The organism is Hominimerdicola alba 8 (genome assembly GCF_000178155.2).
GTDB classification, from domain to species: Bacteria; Bacillota; Clostridia; order Oscillospirales; family Ruminococcaceae; genus Hominimerdicola; species Hominimerdicola alba_C.
On record NZ_ADKM02000050.1, the window covers coordinates 61,964 to 83,211 of the forward strand.

Below are 21,248 nucleotides of genomic sequence, written 5' to 3' on the forward strand. Positions count from 1 at the left end.
TTTACTCAACTTCGTAGTAGATGACCTTGTTCAGTATGGCAACGATGATCGCAAGGCAAACACCGATTATCGCGAAGTAAGCCCACGCCATTGCCGCCGAATAGCCGTGATCCCAGTTGGTAGACTTGTTAAGAACTATGGTCATTACCTTGTTGCCGGGGTCAACGAACGAGTCAACTACAGTGTAAACAACGCTTGCGAGTATCATCGGGCTGATCGTAGGAAGTGTGATCTTCCAGAAAAATTCCCATGATGTTGCGCCCTCCATCTGCGCCGCTTCCTTAGAGGCGGGCGAGATGCCCTGGAGAGCTGCCAATATCAGAAGTATCTGTATACCCGAGTTCCACACCAGATTGAAGATGTCGGTGGTCAGCGAATTGATGATGCTCGACAGCTTGTCACTGATGTTATATATGCCTAAGAAATTCAGCAGCTGGTCAACGAGGTTAGCCTCGAACATTGTGCTGAACTGCTCGGAACCGCCCGAGTAGCCGCCTGTGCTCATGTTACCGTTGATGATATCCATTACAGGACCCGTAGCGATGATAACAGGCAGGAAGAATACCGCTCTCGCGAAAGTTCTTCCCTTGAACTTCTGGTTAAGTACAAGTGCTATAAATATGGAGAATATGATTATCAGAGGAGTCCTCAGCGCGGTGTTTTTAAGCATATCCACCAGCGCCAGCGAATAGTCCTGATCCTTACGGAAGGCATTCACATAGTTCTTCCAGCCGATATATTTCATCTCCATGCCGCCGGGCTGTACGTGAGTTTCATTGAACGAGTAGATGATCGAAACGATCAGCGGGTATATGAAAAAGTATATAGTACCCAGTGCCCACAGTGCAATAAATCCGTAGCCGTACAGACCTTTTCTCTTTTCATAGGAGAGTCTGTGCTTTTTCTCCGCCTTTGCAGGCGCTGCAGCGGTAGTGGTCTTTTCAGTATCGCTCATTATCTCAGACCTCCTTCAATACAGTTTTCTATGCTGACGCTTCTGCCATCGACCGATGCTGTAGCATCTTCCTTGTTGATGACTACCACAACGTCCTTCTGACCATCTTTAGAATATGTTGTGGTGAACTCATTGCCGTCAGCGCTTACCTCGTACTTGCTGATGGTGTAGTCGCCCAGACCGCTCAGCAGTTCGTTTTCAGCCTTGAACTGGTTAGCCGCAGCATCAGTCCAGCCCTTGTAGTTGGTATAATACAGCTTGTTGTAGTCTGTATCCTGCAAAACATCGCTGTCTGCATAAGTGAAATCGTAGTGTATCTGCGAACCCGAAGCCAGCGCCAGCATGAATGTTTCATCAGTGTTGGAACTCTTGTTGATAGCGCTTGAAGAGTAAGGCAGATAGCCGTGAAGCACCATCTGATAGAACGGAATGTCGAAATCTGTCAGGTCAAATCCGCTTGACGATACGGGCACGCCTGTTACCGTAGAAACATAAGGCAGAACGTAAGCGTTAGCCTCATCAGCTATCAGTGAACCGATGGAAGACTGTGCTTTCTGATAGTTCTCGACCACAGTGTTCATGGTCTTGTTTCTGGAGTATGTGTCCTTTCTGGTGTAGTCGCCCACCAGTCTTGACGAGAACATACCGAAGCCTGCGTTCTTAACGCCCTTGTCACTGAAACTCTCGGTTATCTCTTCAAAGGTGTCCTGATACTTGCTGGGTGACAGCAGTGCAGGCGCAACGCCCTTCTGTGCAACGCCGAAGGACAGGCTGTAGGAAGACTGTCTTGAATAAGCATTGGATATCCTTATGGCTGTACTGGTCAGTGTCCAGTAGCCTGCGCTCGACTTGTTCATGGTGAAGTTGTTGAGCGATGGGTAAACAGTAACGCCGTCAGTACCCATGAAGTCCAGCATATCGCCCTTGCCGCCCAGTGTGCCCGAAGGCTTGAAGCCTGTGGAGATATTGCCCTTGATAGCGGCATTTGTCCAGTCGTTGTAGTTTACTGTGAAACCGCTGACGCCCTTGCCTTTAAGTTCGTCAACTATCTCACCTGCCTGGTCGAAGCCTGTTATCTCAGTCTTCAGGTTGAAAGGCAGACCCAGTATCGAAGTTCTCTTCAGCACGCCGCCGTACATATCGAGGTACAGCTGGTTATTTGGTGAAGCCTGCTGTTTCAGACCCTTTTCGTTTATCAGGTAATTTCTGTAGACCTCAGCGCAGTCAGCGTAATTCACCATACCGCCGTCCTTTGAAGCAACGGGGTAGTAGTGTATGCCGAAGCGGTCGGTCTTGATACCGTCTTTCTCGAAAACGTTCAGCTTGTTGGCACTGTCGCCGCTCATGAAGAACGCATCTGACGAACGAGTTTCAAACTCAAAGTAGCAGTTGTTGTATACCTGCTTGTTCTGACCGCTGACCTGTGCCCTTGCGTAGACATTCGAGTCACCGTCAGTAGCTATGGCAACGATGCCGCTGTCGCCGTATACAGTGCTGAGTACGGGCAGATAAGCCTGCTCGGTAACTCTCGGCGCGGTCAGGGGTACCATTGTGTAATCTCTGCCGTATACCTGCTGTACGTAGTCGGGGTAGTTGCCCTTGCCGTTGTTGTAGTTGATGACAGCGCCGCTGCCATCGGGGATTATCATGTAACCCTCAGTGGGATTGCCCTCGTAATCGACCGAAGGTGTTGCCGCAAAATAGGGGCAAAGCTGTAGCTTTGTCAGTATCTTGCCGTCAACAGTCGAGATATTGTCCTCTTTTATCTCTGCGGTATCGACATACACATAAAGGCTGTCTTCACAGAGTTCATAGTGGACATCGAACTCAACGCCCTCTGAGTTGTAGTCATAGTGTATGACTGCGCCCTTGTCGTTGGTCTTCCACTTTACCTTCGCCTTATTGGAGTAAACAGGTGCAGCGGACTCAGTCCTCTTCTCCTGTCTGAGGTCACCGACCTTGATAGCACAGCTGGAAGCTATCTGCTTTCTCAGCGCTGTCTTCATCATGTCGCCCTTTTCGGGATCGACCACGATATCATCGGCATATACATTGATGGGCGAAGTCCACCAATAACTGTTTGTTTCCTTTACATAAAGACCGAGTCTTTCGTTCTCTTCGTCGCCGTAGAGAATGAATTTGTCGTTCTCGCTGAGTTTCTGCGCCATAGCAGCAGCCTGCTCATTGCTGATCTTATCGGGGAGTTTATCCTCGTCATCAGAGGTCACAGCGTCATCAGAAACCACTTCTTCAACAGTTTCCTCGACCGCCGCAGTATCCTCTTCGGCATCTGCCGAAGTTACTGCCATAGAACCCAGAGGCGTCAGCATTGCAAGACACAAACCAAAGACAACAGCTTTTTTATAACTTTTGTTTGCCATTTTTACACCACCGTTTCTAATTAGCCTCGGATCCTATACGCGATCTCAGTGTAGATCTGATATATGAATACATAAACCTGCTGGAACAGCGAGAGCAGCAGTATCGCCAAAAACAGTATCAGCAGCATAGCTACCAGTGTCAGCACCATCGAAATGAGGGTCTTGCCGAACGAATACTGGTGGCAGGCTCTCATCGCCTGTATCATCAGCACGATAGACCAGCCAAAGCCCAGATAAGTCAGTGCAGTGATCCATATGGACTCTTCCTGTACGAGGAAATTCGAGAAGATCACCTTTACCAGTGTGCATACTATAAAAGGTACCAGTGAATAAGCTGAATATATGCTTATCTTCCTGAAAGTGCCTTCGCCTTCCAGCAGTGTGCATATCGACCAGTTGCCGACGCACCATGTAAAGTAGTATACCACCGACTGGACTATCAGCGGAACAACGTTGAAGATCTTGACATAATTGTTGTTGAACTGGAAGCCCGTCAGCTGTCTGTCAGCCACCATTGCAACGAACAGGAAGAAAACTATTATCAGGGCGATCTTCATTGAACCCTGTTTCTTCCATCTGAGGTCTTCAAAACCCTCGACCGGGTGGAAGATACAATGTTTCAACCAGCCTACAGGTGTAAATTCATACATAGTTTATCTTCCCCCCCTATTTCTTGACTTTTTGCCGTACAGTCTGCCTTTCAGCAGGTACTTGCCTTTCTTGTGCATCTTTGACAGCACGAACAGGAACACGATGATGACTGCCAGCACGATGATGATGAGAGTGAAGTTCTCTCTCAAAAACTCTTCTCTTGCGTACTTGAACGCCCTGTCGTAGTCGTCCTGATCGTAGGCAGTTTCAAAGTAATCCAGCGCCTTGCTGTACTCGCCCTCATTCAGGGCTGCCTTGCCAAGACCGATATACGCCATCGGGTAACCGCCATCTCTTGCGATAACGTTCTGCCAGATAGGTTTCGCTTCGGAATATCTGCCCTGATCGTAAAGTTCAACAGCCTCGTGCATCAGTGCACCGAATGTGGTTTCGGAATAGATGGTAACATCGTTCTTTGAACCGTCTATTACGTAGATATTGTTGTTGTAAGCCTCGACCGCGTTGGGGTTCGAGAAACTGCCTCTCTGGTCGTTGGTAGAGTTCTTTGTACCAAAGATGCAGAGGAGTCTTGCATTTCTGTCATACTGGAAAACTCGTCCCGTTGAGAAGTCCAGCACGTTTATCAGACCGTTGTCAGACACACAGATATCAGTCAGTCTGGTAGAATAGGTCTGGTTCTGTGTCGGGTCATACTCAGATGCGATATCACCGAACTTGTATTCGTTGCCCGCTGAGTTGTCCCAGATGTTGTAGCCTGCGGGATTCAGCTTCTTTACAGCGTCCGTAGTGGTGTTAGCCGCTTCGGTGACGGTGTAGATGAAGCCGCCGTCGTCGATATCGAAGTTTGCATACTCAACAGGTACATTTCTTGTCATACCTGAGATCTGCTCGTTCGATGCGAACTTTCTCCAGAGTTTCTGTGCGATAACGGCAGCTGTTACCTCAACTCGGTTAGCGCCGTAGTAACCCTGGAACTTGCCCGAACGGTTGAACTGCACCGCACCCTGATTGACAGAGGTACAAACTGCATACACGTTCTCGGCAAAGTCTGCAACGACCTTAGATGGGTTGAAAGTTTCTACTGTGTAAAGGTCGGTATCAGGTCTTGTATACTCCTTGACGATCTCCAGTTCGGTATCAGACTTTACCTTAGCCTTTACGACTCTTGAATTTTCATAGTCTGCGATGTAGATGTAAAGGGGCTTGTCATCATACAGACTTCTCTTTACATACACACCCGACGGGGAAGCGAATCGGCTTCCGTCGGACAGTTCTGCGTAAGCACCTATGATATTGAGCTGGTCATCAAGTCTGAGGATACGGTTATTGTCGGTATCCGCTATCCAGAACTCTTTCTCATCGGGGTCGAAGTACATGTCCTTTGGGTTTGACAGCCTTGCCGATGCAGTTTCACTTAGAAACAGCGGGTCGGCAGGGTCGGACAGCCTGCTCAGTCCCATGTCATAGCCTGTAACTGTCTTGTCGATACGGTAAGCGTTCTGCGAGGGTATCGAGTCGTTCCAGGTATCGTAGATGTAGGACTTGTAAGGCTCAGCTGCGAAGGCGTCCAGCGTCATCGACATAGCGGCGACTGCTGCCAGCCCTGCGCAGAGAATTTTCTTAAAAGAATTTTTTATTCTCAACACTACTTATCACCTTTTTCCTTTTCATATCTTTTGTCGGATACTTATCAATCCTTCATACCTGAGTTCGCCATAGTTTCCATAACGTTGCCCTGAGCGACAAGGAATACCAGCAGCGGAGGAATGAGCAGTACAACGCTCGATGCGAAGGTAACACCCTGACGGGCAAGACCTGCCGCAGATATCTGCTGTACTACAGTAGGTAGTGTTTTGAGTTCTTCTGAGTATGTCAGTGCGCCGCCCTGCATGTTCCATGCGCCCTGGAATGCAAAAATGATAAGCGTCATAAGAGCGGGCTTTGAGTTGGGAACGACTATCTGCCAGCATATCCTGAAAAGGCTCGCACCATCGACCTTTGCAGCCTCTACCATAGCGTCGTGTATGGTAGACATCGACTGACGCATCAGGTACAGACCGATCGAAGTGGAGATGCTGGGGAGTATCAGTGCCCAGTAGGTATCTATCATGTGCAGCTTAGCCATTACCATGAACTGCATGATCCATGTAGCGTTTGAAGCAAACAGCAGCGCAAGCACGATGATCTGGTTGATGATCTTATCACCGGGGAACCTGCACTTAGCCAGTACGAATGCCGCACAGCAGCACACGAAGAGGTTCGCAGCACAGATAACGATGGTGATGAAGAAGCTGTTGAAGATATATCTCGACAGCGGCACCTGCCATGAGTTCGCCGCAACTCTGAACATATCCGAGAAGTTTCTTCCCGTTGGGTTTATAACGTACAGCTTCGGCGGGAACACGAAAAGTTCTTCAACAGGCTTAAGTGACTGTATCACCGAATAGTACAGCGGGAATACCATGAATGCACCCAGAAGCACTAAGAATATGAAAATGCACACATCTCCTGCACGAGAGCCGTTGATAGGCTTCTTGTTCGCAGAAACTTTGAGCTTTTCGATAGACTGCTTTTTTCTTCTTCTAGCCATTTGAAATATTCCCCCCTTTTAATCAAGATACTTGCCAAGTATCCAGTTGACACCTTTATTGGCAAGAAGCATCGCAGCGAACAGCACGAAGCATATCGCAGACGAGTAGCCCATCTCATAACGTACCCAGCCGTAGTCGGTCGCGTGGTTCATTATGGTATGTGCTGCGTAGTCGGTAGAAGGCAGACCAACGAGGTTCTGACCTACCATACCAACTGTGAACGAAGTGGATATCTGCATAACAGCAGCGAACAGCAGCTGGGGTCCCATCGAGGGGATAGTGATCTTGAAAAGTTCCTGCCATCTGTTCTTGATGCCTTCGATAGCGCCCGCCTCGTACATCGACTTGTCGATATTCTGGAAGCCTGCACGTATCGCAAGGAAGCCTGCGCCCATCGACATCCACAGCTGCACGATGATAACGACTGTCAGTATGTACTTGGTATCAGTTATCCACTGTGCAGGAGATTTGAGTATACCCAGATCCATCAGCACAGCATTCAGGTAACCGTAGGAGTCGCCCGAAAGTATCAGCTGCCATGTGACATATACCGATGTGGTCATCGAAGGTGCATAGAATACGAATGTGAAGAATGTTTTCAGGAATGCGTTCATCTCGTTTATCAGCCACGCTATCAGGAAGCTGAGGACGTAAGAGAACGGACCTGTGAAGATCGCGAATATCAGGGTATTTCTGACAGCGATCAGGAATACATCGTCGTTTACGAACAGTGTGTAAAAGTTCGACAGACCCACCCATTTGGGCATCTGTATCATGTTGAAGTTTGTAAAGCCCATAGGCAGGGACATTACAACGGGTACTACCGTGAAGATGATAAAGAAGATCATGAAAGGAATGAGCATGAAGTAGCAGCCCTTATTCGCCTTCATCATGTGCCAGGTATAAGCCCCTCTGCCCTGTTTGTTCATAGGGCCTTGTGTTTTTTTAGCCATAACACACTCTCCTTTCCTTAGTCTAAACCGAGGTCTTCACGCTTACGTGTGATCTCGTCGTTGATATCCTTGTTGTACCAGAACAGGGTATCTCTTGCATTCTCGTTGTCGTTTACGACACTTCTGAATGCGTTCATTACGTTTCTTGTTACGCCGTAAGAAGCGGGGATTATCGGTATCTCTACCTGTGCATTCATCTGATCCAGCAGCAGGTCAGCTTCCTTTGTTGTCCATGACAGACCTCTCAGAGCCTCCTGGTTAGCAGTGGAGTAACGACCCATAGGACCGAGTACAGATTCGATGTTGTTGCCGTACTTCATCTGTGTATCAGCACTTGTGAACCACTTGATGAAGTCCCATGCAGCCTGATGGTCGGGCGCCTTTTTGAAGATAACGCAGCACTGACCCTCAGAGTTTGCAGCGTGGTTGAGGTTGCCGTTCTCGTCAAAAGTACCGGGAACTGCCCTGAACGACCAGCAGCCCTTTATTTCAGGTGCCGCAGCAGTCAGCTGGTTGTAGAACGAGTAGTCGTTGACCAGTACAGGCATGTCGCCCTGTCTGAAACGTGTGAATGCGTCATAAGTCTGTTCAAAGCTGTATGTGGTATAGAACTTTGTCCAGGTATCGAAAGCGTTGATAGCTTCCTGAGTATCAAAAGTAGTTTTCTTCTGGTCGGCAGTGTAGTAGTTAAGACCCTGCTGAAGCACCATCATAGCGAAAGTGTTGCCGTTCTCGGTAACAGCCGATACCATTGTAACGCCCGCACTTGCAGTCGCAGGAAGTCTAAGACCGACTTCGAGGTAGTTTCTCTGGAGAGTAGGCAGGCAGTTGATTATCCTGTCCCACGATACCAGATCATATTCGGGGTCGATGCCGTACTCTGCAAGTATATCCGATCTGTAGAACAGCATCGGGAAGTTCTGTGTGCATGGCAGACCGTAAACGCCGCCGTCGTAGGTATACAGAGTCATTATATTGGGTGCGAATCTCTGTATGGTTTCCTCATAATCGGGGAACTGTGTGATATCGACCAGCGTATCTCTTACCGCCAGCTGAATGGGGTAGTCGCCGCCCAGGAAGAGCGCCATATCAGGACCCTTGCCCGAGAATGTAGCCTCAGTGATACCGCCCTGTACCAGTTTGAGGTTGATCTTGGAATTTGAAGTCGCATTGTAGTCGCTGTCTATCAGTTCCTTGATAACTACCGCGTTATCACGTCCGAGAGTTATCCAGCACTCCTGTGCAGCTGCATCTTCATCGTTTGAAAGCGAGTTGTAGTCCTCAAAGAACGAGCCAATGAAAGACTGGAAGCCGTGACCTACAGTGCCGAAGAAAGAGGTGTCGCATTCAGAGAACGAAGTGTCATCCGAGCAAAGTTCGATCTTGTCAACCTCAAGAGGCTGCATCCTGTAAGTATTTATAAAGGTCGAAACCGCAGTAACGTTATCCTTGATCTGTCCCATCATTTCAGGGATTATATCAGGCTTCTTCACACATTTGTCAAGTACGATCGCCATTTTTTCCAGCGTTTCAGCCTCTGTTCCGCCTGAGCCTGAAAGACGCTCGATCTCTTTTTTCTCCTGTCTGAGCAGCTTTGCGTTGTACTCAAAGTCACCGAGAATATCGGGGATAGCAACATCTATCATGTAGTTGTTGTACTCATCGGGAGAAGGACCTGTGATCTGTCTGATCTGGCGGTAGTAGCTGTTGATGTCGAAAACAACATCGTCCAGTTCGCCCATGATCTCACCGATCTCACCGGGTACGGCTTCGAGAGTAAGCGTATTGGTGCCTGCCTCAAAGAAGTACAGCATGGGGTTGCCCGCCTTGTTTGAAGGTGATACAACGCTCCAGTCGGTGTCATAGTAGAACTTGATCTGCTCCGACTCCTTGTTGGGCACCTCGCCGTTTATGTACAGTCTTCTGTTCGAGTACATGCCTCGCATCTGATCCTGTCTGCCGAAGATGCCTATTTTATAGTAGCCCGCCTGAGGAACGTTGAACTCCCATGTGACAGACTGTGTTGACTGATTCCAGTTGTTGCCGCCGCCGATGGTATTATACCTTGTTTTGGTGGGGCTGTAACCCTTTGAACTTGAAGTCATGTAAGAAGTCTTGTCCGATGTGGGGTAAAGTGTTCGCGATGACTTGTAGTTCGCAGTTTCACCCTCAAGAGTTATCATCTGCCCTTTCAGCTGCGAAACATCGTTAGCCGAAGGTGACTCATACTCCTTAGGCTCTTTATAATTGTATACCTTGATATCGCCCAGCACGAACTGTGCCTTGTCCGAATCGATAGTCAGCACATGTTTGCCCTCAGTCATAAAGAACTGCAAAGGTTCATTGTACAGACCGTCAACATCAGCTACGGGCTTATCCATCTGCCACGACGGGAACTCCACCTGACCGGGACGCATATCGTTGCCCTTTGCGTCCTCGCCTATTTCGCCGTCATTGACCCACACCTTATCAAGTGTGATACGCTGAGCTGTGCCGTAGGGGCTTTCACCGTCTATCAGCAGCGAGAACTCAATGTCATTGGTAGTGCCCGGCAGTGCATAGTAGGACATTTTCAGGTTGTATCTGCCGTCCTGTGGGATATCCACCTCGTAGGAAACAGAGCCCTGCTGGTTTGCCCAGTAAAGCACATCATCGACACCCTCAAAGCTGGTATCAGTACCCAGCACAAGGTCAGCACTGACCGAGTCGGGTATATAATCCGAGCCTTTTATGACTATCTCATCGATATTCGGTCTTGCGGTATCCTCATACTTCTCCAGATACTTGCTGTAAGAAGTCTGACGTATACTGTCAGTACCTGTCATCGATTCCGAGCTTTCGTCCTGGGTGTCCAGAGAGTTGTTTTGGTCTGCAAAAGCCGTCGGAACAAAGCAGCTGACACTCAGACTGAGCGCTACAGCAGAGCAAACAACACGCCTAAACATTGTGTTTTTCACTATTGAATCCACCCTTTCTCAAAATGTAGTGTGTGTAAAAAGCCTGAGATCCTCACTGTTTTCCGACCGCTCGTGTGTCATAAAAGTATACAGATCCCATTTATCTTAAGCCCGCAGGCTCAATGATCCTAATGATCTGAGGGAAACAGCATTATGCCGCCCCTCTCCTCGTCAAGTTCGACCTTTACCTTGCCGCCGCCCTTTATGCCCAGCGACTGCATGTACTCCTTAGGCAGCTGTAATCTGCCCGATCTGTCCAGCACCGCCAGTTCTTCGTGAACAGCGTCCCCCTCCGAGATGACTTCACCCATCTCGTTGAGTTCTTCGGCATATGACCGTTTTCTGATTATCTCCGAACTCGTGCGCCCGTCCCTTATGGCGACCACTCTGTCGATATGTTCAGCCAGTTTCAGGTCGTGTGTGACGATGACCACCGTCACGCCCTCGCTCTTGTTCAGTTCTTTGAAGATATCCAGTATCATTGCCGAAGTCTTGGTATCCACCGAACCCGTAGGCTCGTCCGCCAGCAGCAGCTTGGGGTCATTCGCCATAGCTATCGCTATCGCCACCCTCTGTTGTTCACCGCCCGACATCTGGTCGAGCCTGCTGTTCCTGCGCTTTTCCAGCCCCACTTTTTTCAGCAGTTCCAGTGCCCTTGCCCGTCTGCCTTTTTTGCCTTTCAGAAGCATCGGCAGTTCGACATTCTGCACCGCTGTCAGGTAAGGCACAAGGTTGCGCGCATTGTTCTGCCAGACAAACCCGACAGTATCGCGCTTATACGCCATATAGTCCTTATCAGTGAATTTCAGCATATCTTTGCCGTCTATCACCAGACTGCCCGCCGAAGGTCGGTCAAGACCGCCCAGCATGTTCAGCAGCGTCGATTTGCCGCTTCCCGAATTGCCGACTATAGCCATCAGTTCGCCCCGTTTTACATCAAGGTCGAGTCCCTGAAGCGCTACAGCCTCCACATCAGAAGTTTTATAGATTTTCACCAGGTTCTCACACCTGATCATATATTCACCATCATCGGGCTTTACAATAGTATCAGCATCAGTTTCAGCCAACTATCTCACCGTCCTCCAATGTGTAGACCTTGTCCGCAACGTCCATCATGCTGGGGTCATGTGTGGTCATTATAATAGTCATGTTCTGCTTGGCTACAAGCTCTTTGAACAGCTTGACGATGTGCAGAGCAGTATTCGTATCAAGTTCGGCAGTAGGTTCATCAGCAAATATGAGTCTTGGCTCGTGGGCTATCGCCCTTGCGATAGCTACACGCTGCTGTTCACCGCCCGACATCTCGCTGGGTCGGTGGGTCATGCGCTTGTCAAGTCCCACAGCCGCCAGACATTCCCTTGTGCGTTCATCGCGCTTGTCGTAGGGGTACTTTGCCAGCCTCAGTCCGAAGCTGACATTCTCAAAGGCATTCATGCCCGACATCAGCGCCACCGACTGGAACACGAATGCCATATCGTGCCTGCGCAAATTATCCCGCGCACCCTCGGACAGCTTCGTGATATCCTTACCATCGAACATCACCTTGCCCTTTGTCGGGCGGTCAAGTGCGCCGAGTATATTTATAAGAGTGGTCTTGCCGCTGCCGGAGCGTCCGCGCAGGACAGTCAGCTTGCCTTTTTCTATCTCGATATTGACATTTTTCAAAGCGGAAACCACGCTGCCGTCACCTATTTTGAAGTCACGGTACAGTTCTTCCGTCCTTAGTATCACATCCATTGGAGATCAGCCTCCCTCCCGAATGCGTCTGCTTCAGGCTAACGTTTTGTGCAATTTTCACATCTTGTGATATATTAATTATCCCGAACACAACATGCAGTGTTTGTGTACAATATGTTCAAAAAAGCAATTTGTTTAAAGTCGATTTTGCTTGAAATTTTATCAAAAATGGACAAAACCGCACACTATGCTATCATTCATTATAACAATTTACCGTCAGTTTGTCAAGCGGTAAAAACACCTTGAAATAGCATAATTTTGGCATTTTTCACAACTTTGTCTGTACCGCACAATTCGGATATTCGATTTTTGTGCATCTAGCCGAAATTTTAGTGTGTTTTTCGTCAGGTTTAACGATTACATTTTTTTAATTCACAATAATTTTTCAGACACTATTGTGTAAAATCACAACAATTTTTCACATGTCATTATATACAGCTAATACCCCCTTTTAATTATGTATAATCCATAAAATAGCAAAATTCCTTTTTCCTCCCAAAAAAAGGCAGCATCGCGCTTTTGCGGTGCTGCCTTTCATATTGAAAATGTAATATATCCCCTACATCGTGACCAGTGCCGCGCCGCCCACAATGACGATAACGCCCAGCACTATCAGTATCGCGCCGCTGTTGCGTGACTTCCTCTCGTCCGTGTTGTCAGCTTCTTCGGCGGCTTCTTCATCAGCCTCTTCCGCCAGATAGTATTCATCGGGCTTTTTGGGGTCGTACTTTATTTTTATAGTATCGCCTTTGCTGTAGCCATCATCGGGTATAGTCTGAGTATACTCCTCACCGCCGACAGTATAGCTTATCGTCCATTCGGTGAACTCCCGTTCGCCTGTGCCGTTAAAATCTGGCAGAGTGGTCTTCTGCTGACTGACAAGTGTCGCAGTACCCTCAACGTAGGTGTCTTCTTCAATGACAGTTTCAACGCCCAGTGTCGGCATAAAGCTGTAACCTCTCATAACTTTTATGCCGATATAGATTATCAGCAAGCCCGTCACGATAAGCACTATGCCCACAATTCCGCCCGCGCCGCTGAACAGCCCGTCAAAAGCGTTTTTCTCTTCATCTGCCGCAAGTGACAGCAGTTTTGTAATTTCCATTTTATTGCTCCTTTAAAAGAGGATTTTCATATCCATGCTTCACATAATTGTCGTTCAGTATGGTTATCAGTTTCGGACTTTTTATGCCGAAATGCAGTTTTATCGGCACTTCCGAACCATTGCGGTATATAAGCAGATTTTCTTTGACAAGGTCGCCCTGCGCATATTCATAACTTATTTTTTCCGCAGGTTCCATAAATGCTTTTAAACCGACTCTCGGCATTCCCTGCGATGTGATATAAGTCGGTATCATCGGCAGCAGAACAACGGTGCATAACGCCGCTATGCTTGCCAAGATCATATTACTGTGCAAAAAACAGATCGTCACACCAAAGATAAGGCAAAACAACTCCCCAAAGCAGTCTGATTTGAATGCCATAGTCTTTTTGCCCGCCTTTTTAAGCACAAGTATCAGCCGCACATCAGCAATTATGTAATACACAGCCATGACCGCCAGCACAACAGTAAAAACAATTTCATATGTTTTCATTTTATTGCTCCTTTAAAAGAGGATTTTCATATCCATGCTTCACATAATTGTCGTTCAGTATGGTTATCAGTTTCGGATTTTTTATGCCGAAATGCAGTTTTATCGGCACTTCTGAACCATTGCGGTATATCAGCAGAGTTTCTTTGAACCGACCACCCTGCGCATATTCATAGCTTACGCTGTCAGCAGGTTCAAAAGAGGCATCTTTAAGCCCTACATTCGGCATTCCCTGCGGTGTGATGTAAATAGGTATCAGCGGAAGCATCGTGAAGGCAAAAACACAGAAAGCCGCATACAGCGTCACAGAGATATTACCGCCAATAAAACTGCATGTTACACCAACGAGCAGAAAAAAATCCGGTAAAATGCTGAACAGGCTGAAAACCACAGCCTTTTTCTCCGTTTTTTTCATCAGCAGTATCATCCGCACATCAACAACTATCATGGGCACAGCCATGACCCACAGCACAACGGCAAAGACGATTTCGAGCGTTTTCATTGAAGTTCCCTCACATAAGCCAGTTCGAGGTCGCCGTCAACAAAGCCGAAGCCCACTGCGCGGAAGTTTTTCAGCACCTCAGCAAACTTGCCCTTTTCAAGGTAAGTCTTGACCATCTCGCGCACATCTTCGTGTATCTCTTCCCAGCCGCATTCTTTCTCCCAGTAATACAGGTCTTCACCTGTCGAATAGACCTCAAAGCAAGCCCATTCATCGTCCTGCGGGTCAAAGCGGTCGGAAGCTATCAGCTGTACAGTCCAGCCGTTGTCCTCCTCTTCGTAGATATTGAAGTTTACAGCCTGCGCATCGGCAGGCAGGGCATTTTCAAGTTTTTCATCGAGCCATGCGGCAAATTCTTCGTACATTTGAGTTCTCCTTTTATAAATTGTGATTATCCCGCTGATACACCAAAATAAACGATGTTATATCGGGAATTGAATACAGTTGGCGGTTATCTTTCCCCCGCCTGCGGCGGGGGAAAGATAACATCGACTCAGTTTTTCCTCATTGATAAAGGTATTTTGCAGTGGTGTGCTAAAGGGATAGTCATATTTTCTTTTAGGTTTATTATACCATATAAAGGCAGATTTTGCAAGGGGGCAAAAGCCGATAAAGACCGCCGCAAAAATTGACCGCACCCGCTGTTTTTTCATGCGCGAAATATCCGTGAATTCTTTTGTTTAAGGATTGACATTGAGGGGATATTGTTGTATAATTAACAATGTAGGTCAATATCTAACGGCGCGGCATGCTGACGTTCGGCGTTTGTGTGAAAAGTGTCCGTATCATTACTTAAAAGGAGTTTTTAACATGAAGAAGTCTGTAAGAAAAGCTATCATCGCAGGTAACTGGAAGATGAACAAGACCCGTCCCGAAGCTAAGGAACTGCTGGAAGCTATCAAGCCTCTCGTAGCTAATGCTGAGGGCAAAGTTGAAGTCATCGCCTGCGTACCTTTCACCAACCTTGAAACTGCTGTAAACACCACCGCAGGTTCTAACATTAAAGTAGGCGCTGAGAACGTTCACTTCGAGAAGAGCGGCGCTTTCACAGGTGAGATCTCTGCTGACATGCTGGTAGAGCTGGGCGTTGAGTACGTTGTTATCGGTCACAGCGAGAGAAGACAGTATTTCGGTGAGACTGACGAAACAGTAAACAAGAGAACTAAGGCTGCACTTGCCGCAGGTCTTAAGCCTATCGTTTGCGTTGGCGAACTGCTGTGGGAGCGTGAGTGCAACATCACTGAGGAAGTTATCGCTCGTCAGATAAAGCTGGATCTGTATGACGTTTCCGCTGAGGACGTTAAGAAGACTGTTATCGCTTATGAGCCTGTATGGGCTATCGGCACAGGCAAGACCGCTACCGCAGATCAGGCTGAGGAAGTTTGTGCATTCATCAGAGCAACTCTGGCTAAGATATATGATGAAGCTACCGCACAGGCTGTTACCATTCAGTATGGCGGTTCCATGAACGCAGGCAACGCTGCTGAACTGCTATCTAAGGAGAACGTTGACGGCGGTCTGATAGGCGGCGCTTCCCTTAAGGCAGCTGACTTCAACACCATCGTACAGGCAGCTGTAAACGGCTAATATAATATAGAATAAAACCATATGCCGCTTTCGGGGGGACGTATAAAGTCCCCCGAAAGTCACGGCATGTGAGAGAAAGGCAAATATCTTTTGGGGAAATCTTATCCTAAGGATAGTGATGCTGAATGAAGAGAAGTACACTGCTCAGACGACTGATGATATTATCCATCGTGTTTGAGGAGATATATTTCCTGCTGATAACGATAATCTACATTTTCAGACCCGCCTTTTATTCAAAGGCGCTGATCTCGGTATTCGACCTTAATAGCGAGATACCGCCCAACAGCCCCGACACCGCGCTGGTGATAACACTCTACGGCGGCGTGGTGCTGTATTTCATACTCTGGTTCATTATGAAATTACTTATGGACACCGACTCAGACCCGCTGTTTATGGGCGTGGTGACATTACTGGTGTTGCCTGTCAGTCAGGTGGTCTACATCTATATGTATCGCAGAACTCAAAGGATACTGATCCGTGAGGGTCAGGAAACATTTGCATTCCATATGATGAATTTCACAGTGATGAATTACTGCGGCTGGGCAAATATCGCGGCTTTCATCTTTTTGATGATGGCTTACGCGGTCGCAAGACAAAAACACGCCGACCTCGCATGAGTGAGGCTATAAGAGATAGATAAATTGAAAGAGAAAACAAAATGAAAAAAACTATACTTTTTATTACAGCGGCTTGTCTGATGGCGCTGACCGCCTGCGGAAATGTCGATAGCAAGACCCCCGCACAGGCTGAAAGCAAGACTGACCTTGACGGTGTTACCCTCTGGTATCGCAGTGACAGTTCACCCTACGGTTACGGACAGGAGTTATCAAACCCCGATGCTGTCGCGCGGGCTGACGAGTTCATCAGAACAATGGCTGAGAGCGGTTCGGGCAAAGATAAAGCCATCGAAGCGCAGAACGACAAGGTGGGCGACTGGTTCGACATAAAGCTGTCTGACGGCAGGGAAGTCCATGAAAACCAAGGTGTCTTCACCATCGAAGGCGTGTACTACACATGGGACGATGTCGATAAATACGACCCCGATTTCAGGGCAGACTTTAAAAAAGCCCTTGCCCCCGATACAAAACGACTTATGAAAGAAAAGTGGGATCAGGCTGACGATGCTTACCGCGCTGTCAACCCCGACCCCGATACGCTGGACATCACTGCATTTGAGTGAGTTCGGCATAGCTTAAATCTTATTTGGTTTCGGTAATAGATGCCAACGGCATTTGTTATAAATAAGTATGCCGCTGCCCTTCATGCGCGGGTATGGGGCATAAACGAAAGGACAATTTAATATGAGCATGAAACTGGTACTTATCCGTCACGGCGAAAGCGAGTGGAACAAGGAGAACAAGTTCACAGGCTGGACAGATGTTGAGTTGAGCGAGGCAGGTGTGGAGGAAGCTAAGAAAGCAGGCAAGGTGCTGAAAGATGCAGGCTTTGATTTCGATATATGCTATACCTCTTACCTCAAAAGGGCTATCCATACGCTCAATAATGTGCTGGCAGAGATGGACAGGGAATGGCTGCCTGTGGTGAAGAGCTGGAAACTCAATGAAAGACACTACGGTGCGCTCCAGGGTCTTAACAAGAGCGAAACTGCCGCTAAATACGGCGAAGAGCAGGTAAAGATCTGGAGAAGATCCTTCGATATCCCTCCGATGGCTCTGACTGAGGACGACGAGAGAAATCCGAAGAAAGACCCCAAGTACCGCGAGGCAGACCCCGCAGAACTTCCTTTGCAGGAGAGCCTTAAGGATACTATCGCAAGAGCAGTGCCCTACTTTGAAGAGGTGATAAAACCTCAGATCAAGGCAGGCAAGCGCGTGGTGATAGCCGCTCACGGCAACAGCCTGAGAGCGCTTGTAAAGTACTTCGACGGTCTGAGCGATGAGGAAATAGTTAGTGTAAACATACCTACAGCTATCCCGCTGGTGTATGAATTCGATGACGACCTCAACGTGATAGGCAAAGAGTATCTGTGCGACCCCGATGAACTGACTGCTAAAATGAACAGCGTGGCAAATCAGGGTAAAGCAAAGTAACGGTTTCGGCTGAAAATTCAAGCCGAATGGCTGTCGGGTGTCCCCCCGCTGACGCGGGGGCGCTTGGCAGATAGATCGGCAATATATACATGAAAGGACGTTTTTAACATGTCTAACAAAAAGGTCATACTCGTAGTAATGGACGGCGTTGGCATCTCCGTTACAGGTCTGGGTGACGCTGTCACTGAGGCTAACACCCCCACACTGGACAGACTTAGAAAAGTCTGTCCCTATACCACCCTTAAGGCTCACGGCAGTGCAGTAGGTCTGCCTACCGATGACGATATGGGTAACTCAGAGGTAGGTCACAACGCACTGGGCTGCGGTCAGATCTACTCGCAGGGCGCTAAGCTGGTAAATGAGTCCATCGAAAGCGGCAAGATGTTCGACTCCGCTACATGGAAGGAACTGCTGGAGAACGCTAAGGCTAATGGCGGCACTCTGCACTTCATCGGTCTGCTGTCTGACGGCAACGTTCACTCAAACATCTCTCACCTCAAGACAATGATAGCTAAGGCTAAAGAGCAGGGTGCGGCTAAGGTAAGAGTACATGTTCTGCTGGACGGCAGAGATGTGCCCGCAACAAGCGCTCCCCTCTATATCGAGGATCTGGAAAAGTGCATGGCTTCACTGAATGACGGCACTTTCGATGCTAAGATCGCTTCGGGCGGCGGCAGAATGAAAGTCACTATGGACAGATACCAGGCTGACTGGGATATGGTCAAGCTGGGTTGGGAAACTCACGTAAAGGGCGAAGGCAGACAGTTCGCAAACGCACTGGAAGCTGTTGAAACACTGAGAAACGAAACCGGCGCTATCGATCAGGATCTTCCTGCATTCGTTATCGCTGAGAACGGCGAGCCAGTGGGCAAGATCGTTGACGGCGACAGCGTTATCCTCTTCAATTTCAGAGGTGACAGAGCTATCGAGCTTTCAATGGCATTCGATGCAGGCGATGACTTCACCTACTTCGACAGAGGCGTTAAGCCTGATGTCAAGTACGCAGGCATGCTGGAATATGACGGCGACCTCCACATTCCAAGCAAGTATCTGGTTAATCCTCCCGAGATCAAGGAAACCATGTCCGAGATACTCGACAAGGCAGGTCTGAAGTCCTACGCAGTTTCCGAAACTCAGAAGTATGGTCACGTAACCTATTTCTGGAACGGCAACAGATCCGAGAAGTTCGCTTCCGAAGAGTGGAAGGAGATACCTTCTGACAGAGTTTCCTTCGATCAGCGCCCCTGGATGAAGTCCGCTGAGATAACCGATGACCTCATCGAAGCTATCAAGTCCGAGAAGTTCGACTTCATCAGATGCAACTACCCTAACGGCGATATGGTCGGTCATACAGGTTCGATGGACGCTACTATCATCGGCGTTGAGTCTGTTGATCTCGGTCTGACAAGACTGCTGAAAGTCGCTGAGGAATACGGCTACACCGTCCTCATCACCGCAGATCACGGTAACGCTGACGAGATGCTGGAGAAGAACAAGAAGGGCGAGATCACTGTAAGAACAGCACACTCGCTGAACCGTGTACCTTTCTACATCGTAAGCAAGGATAAGTACGAGATCAAAGATGCTGACAGCACCAAGTATGGTCTTGCAAACGTTGCACCTACCGTACTTAAGATACTGGGTATCGAAGCACCTGCAAGCTGGGAAGAGTCGATGATATAATTCTGAATTCATAATTCATAATTCATAATTCATAATTATTGACATGAACGATAGAAGAGCGCTCACTTAAAAAGTGGGCGCTTTTTTGCACTTATTAGTGGGAAACGCCAAAGTGTCAGAGCGCGCGGTCAAGCAACGCGACAAACGAAACGGTTTGGGCGAACAAAGTGACAGACGAAAAAACACAGAAGAATTACGACACAGCAAAACGGCGGGGAACAAGCCCCCGCCCTCCAATAATAGCGGCAAATAAAAAGACCGCACCCAAAGGTACGGTCTTAAAAATCAGTAGTATATTAAACCAGCTGGATAATAGCCATCTCAGCAGCATCGCCGCGACGGGGACCGATCTTAACGATCTTGGTGTAGCCGCCCTTGCGCTCAGCATAGCTAGGAGCTATCTCGTCGAACAGCTTCTTAGCAACAGCTTCCTTAGTTACATAAGAAAGTACCTGTCTTTTAGAATGCAGGTCGCCTGCCTTACCGAGAGTTATCATCTTCTCGGCCATAGCAGCAACTTCCTTAGCTCTAGTTACAGTGGTTTCAATCTTACCGTTTTCCAGAAGGAAAGTAACCATAGCTCTCAGCATAGCCTTTCTCTGGTCACTGGTCCTTCCCAGCTTTCTTGTGCCTGGCATAGATTTTCACTCCTTACATTAATTATCTTCCTCAGAATTGAGCTCATAGCCCAGTGAATGAAGCTTCTCTTTTACCTCGTCGAAGGACTTCTTACCGAGGTTACGAACCTTCATCATCTCTTCTGCTGACTTTTCGATCAAATCGTTGACTGTGTTGATGCCTGCGCGCTTCAGACAGTTGAAAGAACGCACGGATAAGTCAAGTTCCTCAATGGTCATCTCCAGAACCTTAGCCTGGCTCTGATCGTCCTTCTCAACCATTATCTCCACAACGTTAGCCTCCTCAGAGAGGTCAACGAAAGGATTAAGATGCTCGTTGAGGAGTTTGGCTGCCATTGAAACAGCTTCCTTAGCGGAGATCGTACCATCAGTCCAGACCTCCAGTGTGAGCTTATCAAAATCGGTAATGTGACCTACACGGGTGTTGTCAACAGTGTAGTTTACCTTGAGTACCGGCGAATAGATACTGTCTACAGCAATAATGCCGATAGGTGCATTCTGCATAAGTGACTTATTCTTCTCAGCAGAAACATAGCCTCTGCCTCTGTCGATAGTGATCTCCATATACAGCTTGGCACCAGCGCCCAGTGTTGCAATATGCATATCGGGAACAAGTATATCTACCTCAGAATCAGCCTTGATGTCGCCTGCGGTAACAACGCATTCGCCCTCAGCTTCAATGTAGATAGTCTTTGGACCCTCACCGTAAAGCTTTGCAGTCAGACCCTTCAGGTTAAGGATTATCTCAGTAACGTCCTCCTTAACACCGGGGATCGTTGAGAGTTCGTGGTGTACGCCGTCTATCTTTACAGATGTAACAGCCACACCGGGTAAAGAGGAGAGCAGTACACGTCTCAGACTGTTGCCGAGAGTTATACCATAGCCGCGCTCCAGAGGCTCGAGAATAAACTTGCCGTATGTTCCGTTGCTTTTGAGCTCAGGCGTTTCGATCTTTGGCTTTTCTATCTTTTCAAGCATTAATAACCCTCCTGTTTTCAAACATGATTTG

The 21,248-nt window shown here is 48.1% G+C and carries 20 protein-coding genes; 5 read left to right on the plus strand and 15 right to left on the minus strand.

From position 1 onward, the window contains the following. Position 1: 1 nt before the first annotated feature. The 13 genes from CUS_RS04755 to CUS_RS04815 form a co-directional block, all read right to left on the minus strand. Complete coding sequence (locus CUS_RS04755) at positions 2 to 955, minus strand: carbohydrate ABC transporter permease (protein WP_002847944.1); 954 nt, start codon at positions 953 to 955, stop codon at positions 2 to 4. Continuing rightward, the gene (locus CUS_RS04760) at positions 955 to 3,336 is read right to left on the minus strand and encodes a DUF5696 domain-containing protein (protein WP_002847870.1); all 2,382 of its coding nucleotides are present in this window, start codon (positions 3,334 to 3,336) and stop codon (positions 955 to 957) included. Before CUS_RS04760 ends, CUS_RS04755 begins: the two co-directional genes overlap by 1 nt. Positions 3,337 to 3,356: 20 nt before the next feature. Continuing rightward, positions 3,357 to 3,986 (minus strand): Yip1 family protein, encoded by a 630-nt coding sequence (locus CUS_RS04765; RefSeq protein ID WP_002847837.1) that lies wholly within the window; start codon positions 3,984 to 3,986, stop codon positions 3,357 to 3,359. A gap of 3 nt (positions 3,987 to 3,989) precedes the next feature. Next, positions 3,990 to 5,594, minus strand: coding sequence for a tetratricopeptide repeat protein (locus CUS_RS04770; RefSeq protein ID WP_157769499.1), 1,605 nt, complete (start codon positions 5,592 to 5,594; stop codon positions 3,990 to 3,992). A gap of 44 nt (positions 5,595 to 5,638) precedes the next feature. Beyond that, entirely contained in the window at positions 5,639 to 6,538 is a 900-nt protein-coding gene (locus tag CUS_RS04775) for a carbohydrate ABC transporter permease (protein WP_002847806.1), read from the minus strand. Positions 6,539 to 6,556: 18 nt separating this feature from the next. Next, positions 6,557 to 7,492: a carbohydrate ABC transporter permease gene (locus CUS_RS04780; RefSeq protein WP_002847917.1), complete on the minus strand. Its 936-nt coding sequence runs from the start codon at positions 7,490 to 7,492 to the stop codon at positions 6,557 to 6,559. A gap of 17 nt (positions 7,493 to 7,509) precedes the next feature. After that, positions 7,510 to 10,449, minus strand: coding sequence for an extracellular solute-binding protein (locus CUS_RS04785; protein ID WP_037276571.1), 2,940 nt, complete (start codon positions 10,447 to 10,449; stop codon positions 7,510 to 7,512). Positions 10,450 to 10,577: 128 nt separating this feature from the next. Then, positions 10,578 to 11,465 carry an ATP-binding cassette domain-containing protein gene (locus CUS_RS04790; RefSeq protein WP_050792204.1) on the minus strand — a complete coding sequence of 296 codons (888 nt, stop codon included), beginning with the start codon at positions 11,463 to 11,465 and terminating at the stop codon, positions 10,578 to 10,580. 43 nt (positions 11,466 to 11,508) lie between these two features. Beyond that, complete coding sequence (locus CUS_RS04795) at positions 11,509 to 12,186, minus strand: ABC transporter ATP-binding protein (RefSeq protein WP_002847789.1); 678 nt, start codon at positions 12,184 to 12,186, stop codon at positions 11,509 to 11,511. 559 nt (positions 12,187 to 12,745) lie between these two features. Then, positions 12,746 to 13,291 (minus strand): DUF3592 domain-containing protein, encoded by a 546-nt coding sequence (locus CUS_RS04800; RefSeq protein WP_002847761.1) that lies wholly within the window; start codon positions 13,289 to 13,291, stop codon positions 12,746 to 12,748. 1 nt (position 13,292) lies between these two features. Next, positions 13,293 to 13,781, minus strand: a complete 489-nt coding sequence (locus CUS_RS04805; protein ID WP_002847835.1) for a hypothetical protein — start codon at positions 13,779 to 13,781, stop codon at positions 13,293 to 13,295. Between the two features lies 1 nt (position 13,782). Then, positions 13,783 to 14,280: a hypothetical protein gene (locus CUS_RS04810; protein WP_002847910.1), complete on the minus strand. Its 498-nt coding sequence runs from the start codon at positions 14,278 to 14,280 to the stop codon at positions 13,783 to 13,785. Then, on the minus strand, positions 14,277 to 14,645 hold the full coding sequence (locus CUS_RS04815) for a hypothetical protein (RefSeq protein ID WP_002847754.1): 369 nt from the start codon (positions 14,643 to 14,645) through the stop codon (positions 14,277 to 14,279). Before CUS_RS04815 ends, CUS_RS04810 begins: the two co-directional genes overlap by 4 nt. A 445-nt stretch (positions 14,646 to 15,090) precedes the next feature. Between CUS_RS04815 and tpiA the strand changes: the two genes are divergently transcribed. From tpiA to gpmI, 5 genes are all read left to right on the plus strand, one after another. Then, complete coding sequence (gene tpiA / locus CUS_RS04820; protein WP_002847895.1) at positions 15,091 to 15,867, plus strand: triose-phosphate isomerase; 777 nt, start codon at positions 15,091 to 15,093, stop codon at positions 15,865 to 15,867. Between the two features lie 125 nt (positions 15,868 to 15,992). Beyond that, the gene (locus CUS_RS04825; protein ID WP_002847831.1) at positions 15,993 to 16,484 is read left to right on the plus strand and encodes a hypothetical protein; all 492 of its coding nucleotides are present in this window, start codon (positions 15,993 to 15,995) and stop codon (positions 16,482 to 16,484) included. A 41-nt stretch (positions 16,485 to 16,525) separates the two neighbouring features. Beyond that, the gene (locus CUS_RS04830) at positions 16,526 to 17,047 is read left to right on the plus strand and encodes a hypothetical protein (RefSeq protein ID WP_002847966.1); all 522 of its coding nucleotides are present in this window, start codon (positions 16,526 to 16,528) and stop codon (positions 17,045 to 17,047) included. A gap of 127 nt (positions 17,048 to 17,174) precedes the next feature. Then, complete coding sequence (gene gpmA / locus CUS_RS04835; protein WP_037276599.1) at positions 17,175 to 17,918, plus strand: 2,3-diphosphoglycerate-dependent phosphoglycerate mutase; 744 nt, start codon at positions 17,175 to 17,177, stop codon at positions 17,916 to 17,918. Positions 17,919 to 18,026: 108 nt separating this feature from the next. Then, positions 18,027 to 19,601: a 2,3-bisphosphoglycerate-independent phosphoglycerate mutase gene (gpmI, locus tag CUS_RS04840; protein ID WP_002847861.1), complete on the plus strand. Its 1,575-nt coding sequence runs from the start codon at positions 18,027 to 18,029 to the stop codon at positions 19,599 to 19,601. Between the two features lie 296 nt (positions 19,602 to 19,897). Here gpmI and rplQ read toward each other — a convergent pair whose 3' ends face one another. Next, positions 19,898 to 20,239, minus strand: a complete 342-nt coding sequence (rplQ, locus tag CUS_RS04845) for a 50S ribosomal protein L17 (protein WP_002847948.1) — start codon at positions 20,237 to 20,239, stop codon at positions 19,898 to 19,900. An 18-nt stretch (positions 20,240 to 20,257) separates the two neighbouring features. Continuing rightward, complete coding sequence (locus CUS_RS04850) at positions 20,258 to 21,217, minus strand: DNA-directed RNA polymerase subunit alpha (protein WP_037276573.1); 960 nt, start codon at positions 21,215 to 21,217, stop codon at positions 20,258 to 20,260. Between the last annotated feature and the right edge of the window lie 31 nt (positions 21,218 to 21,248).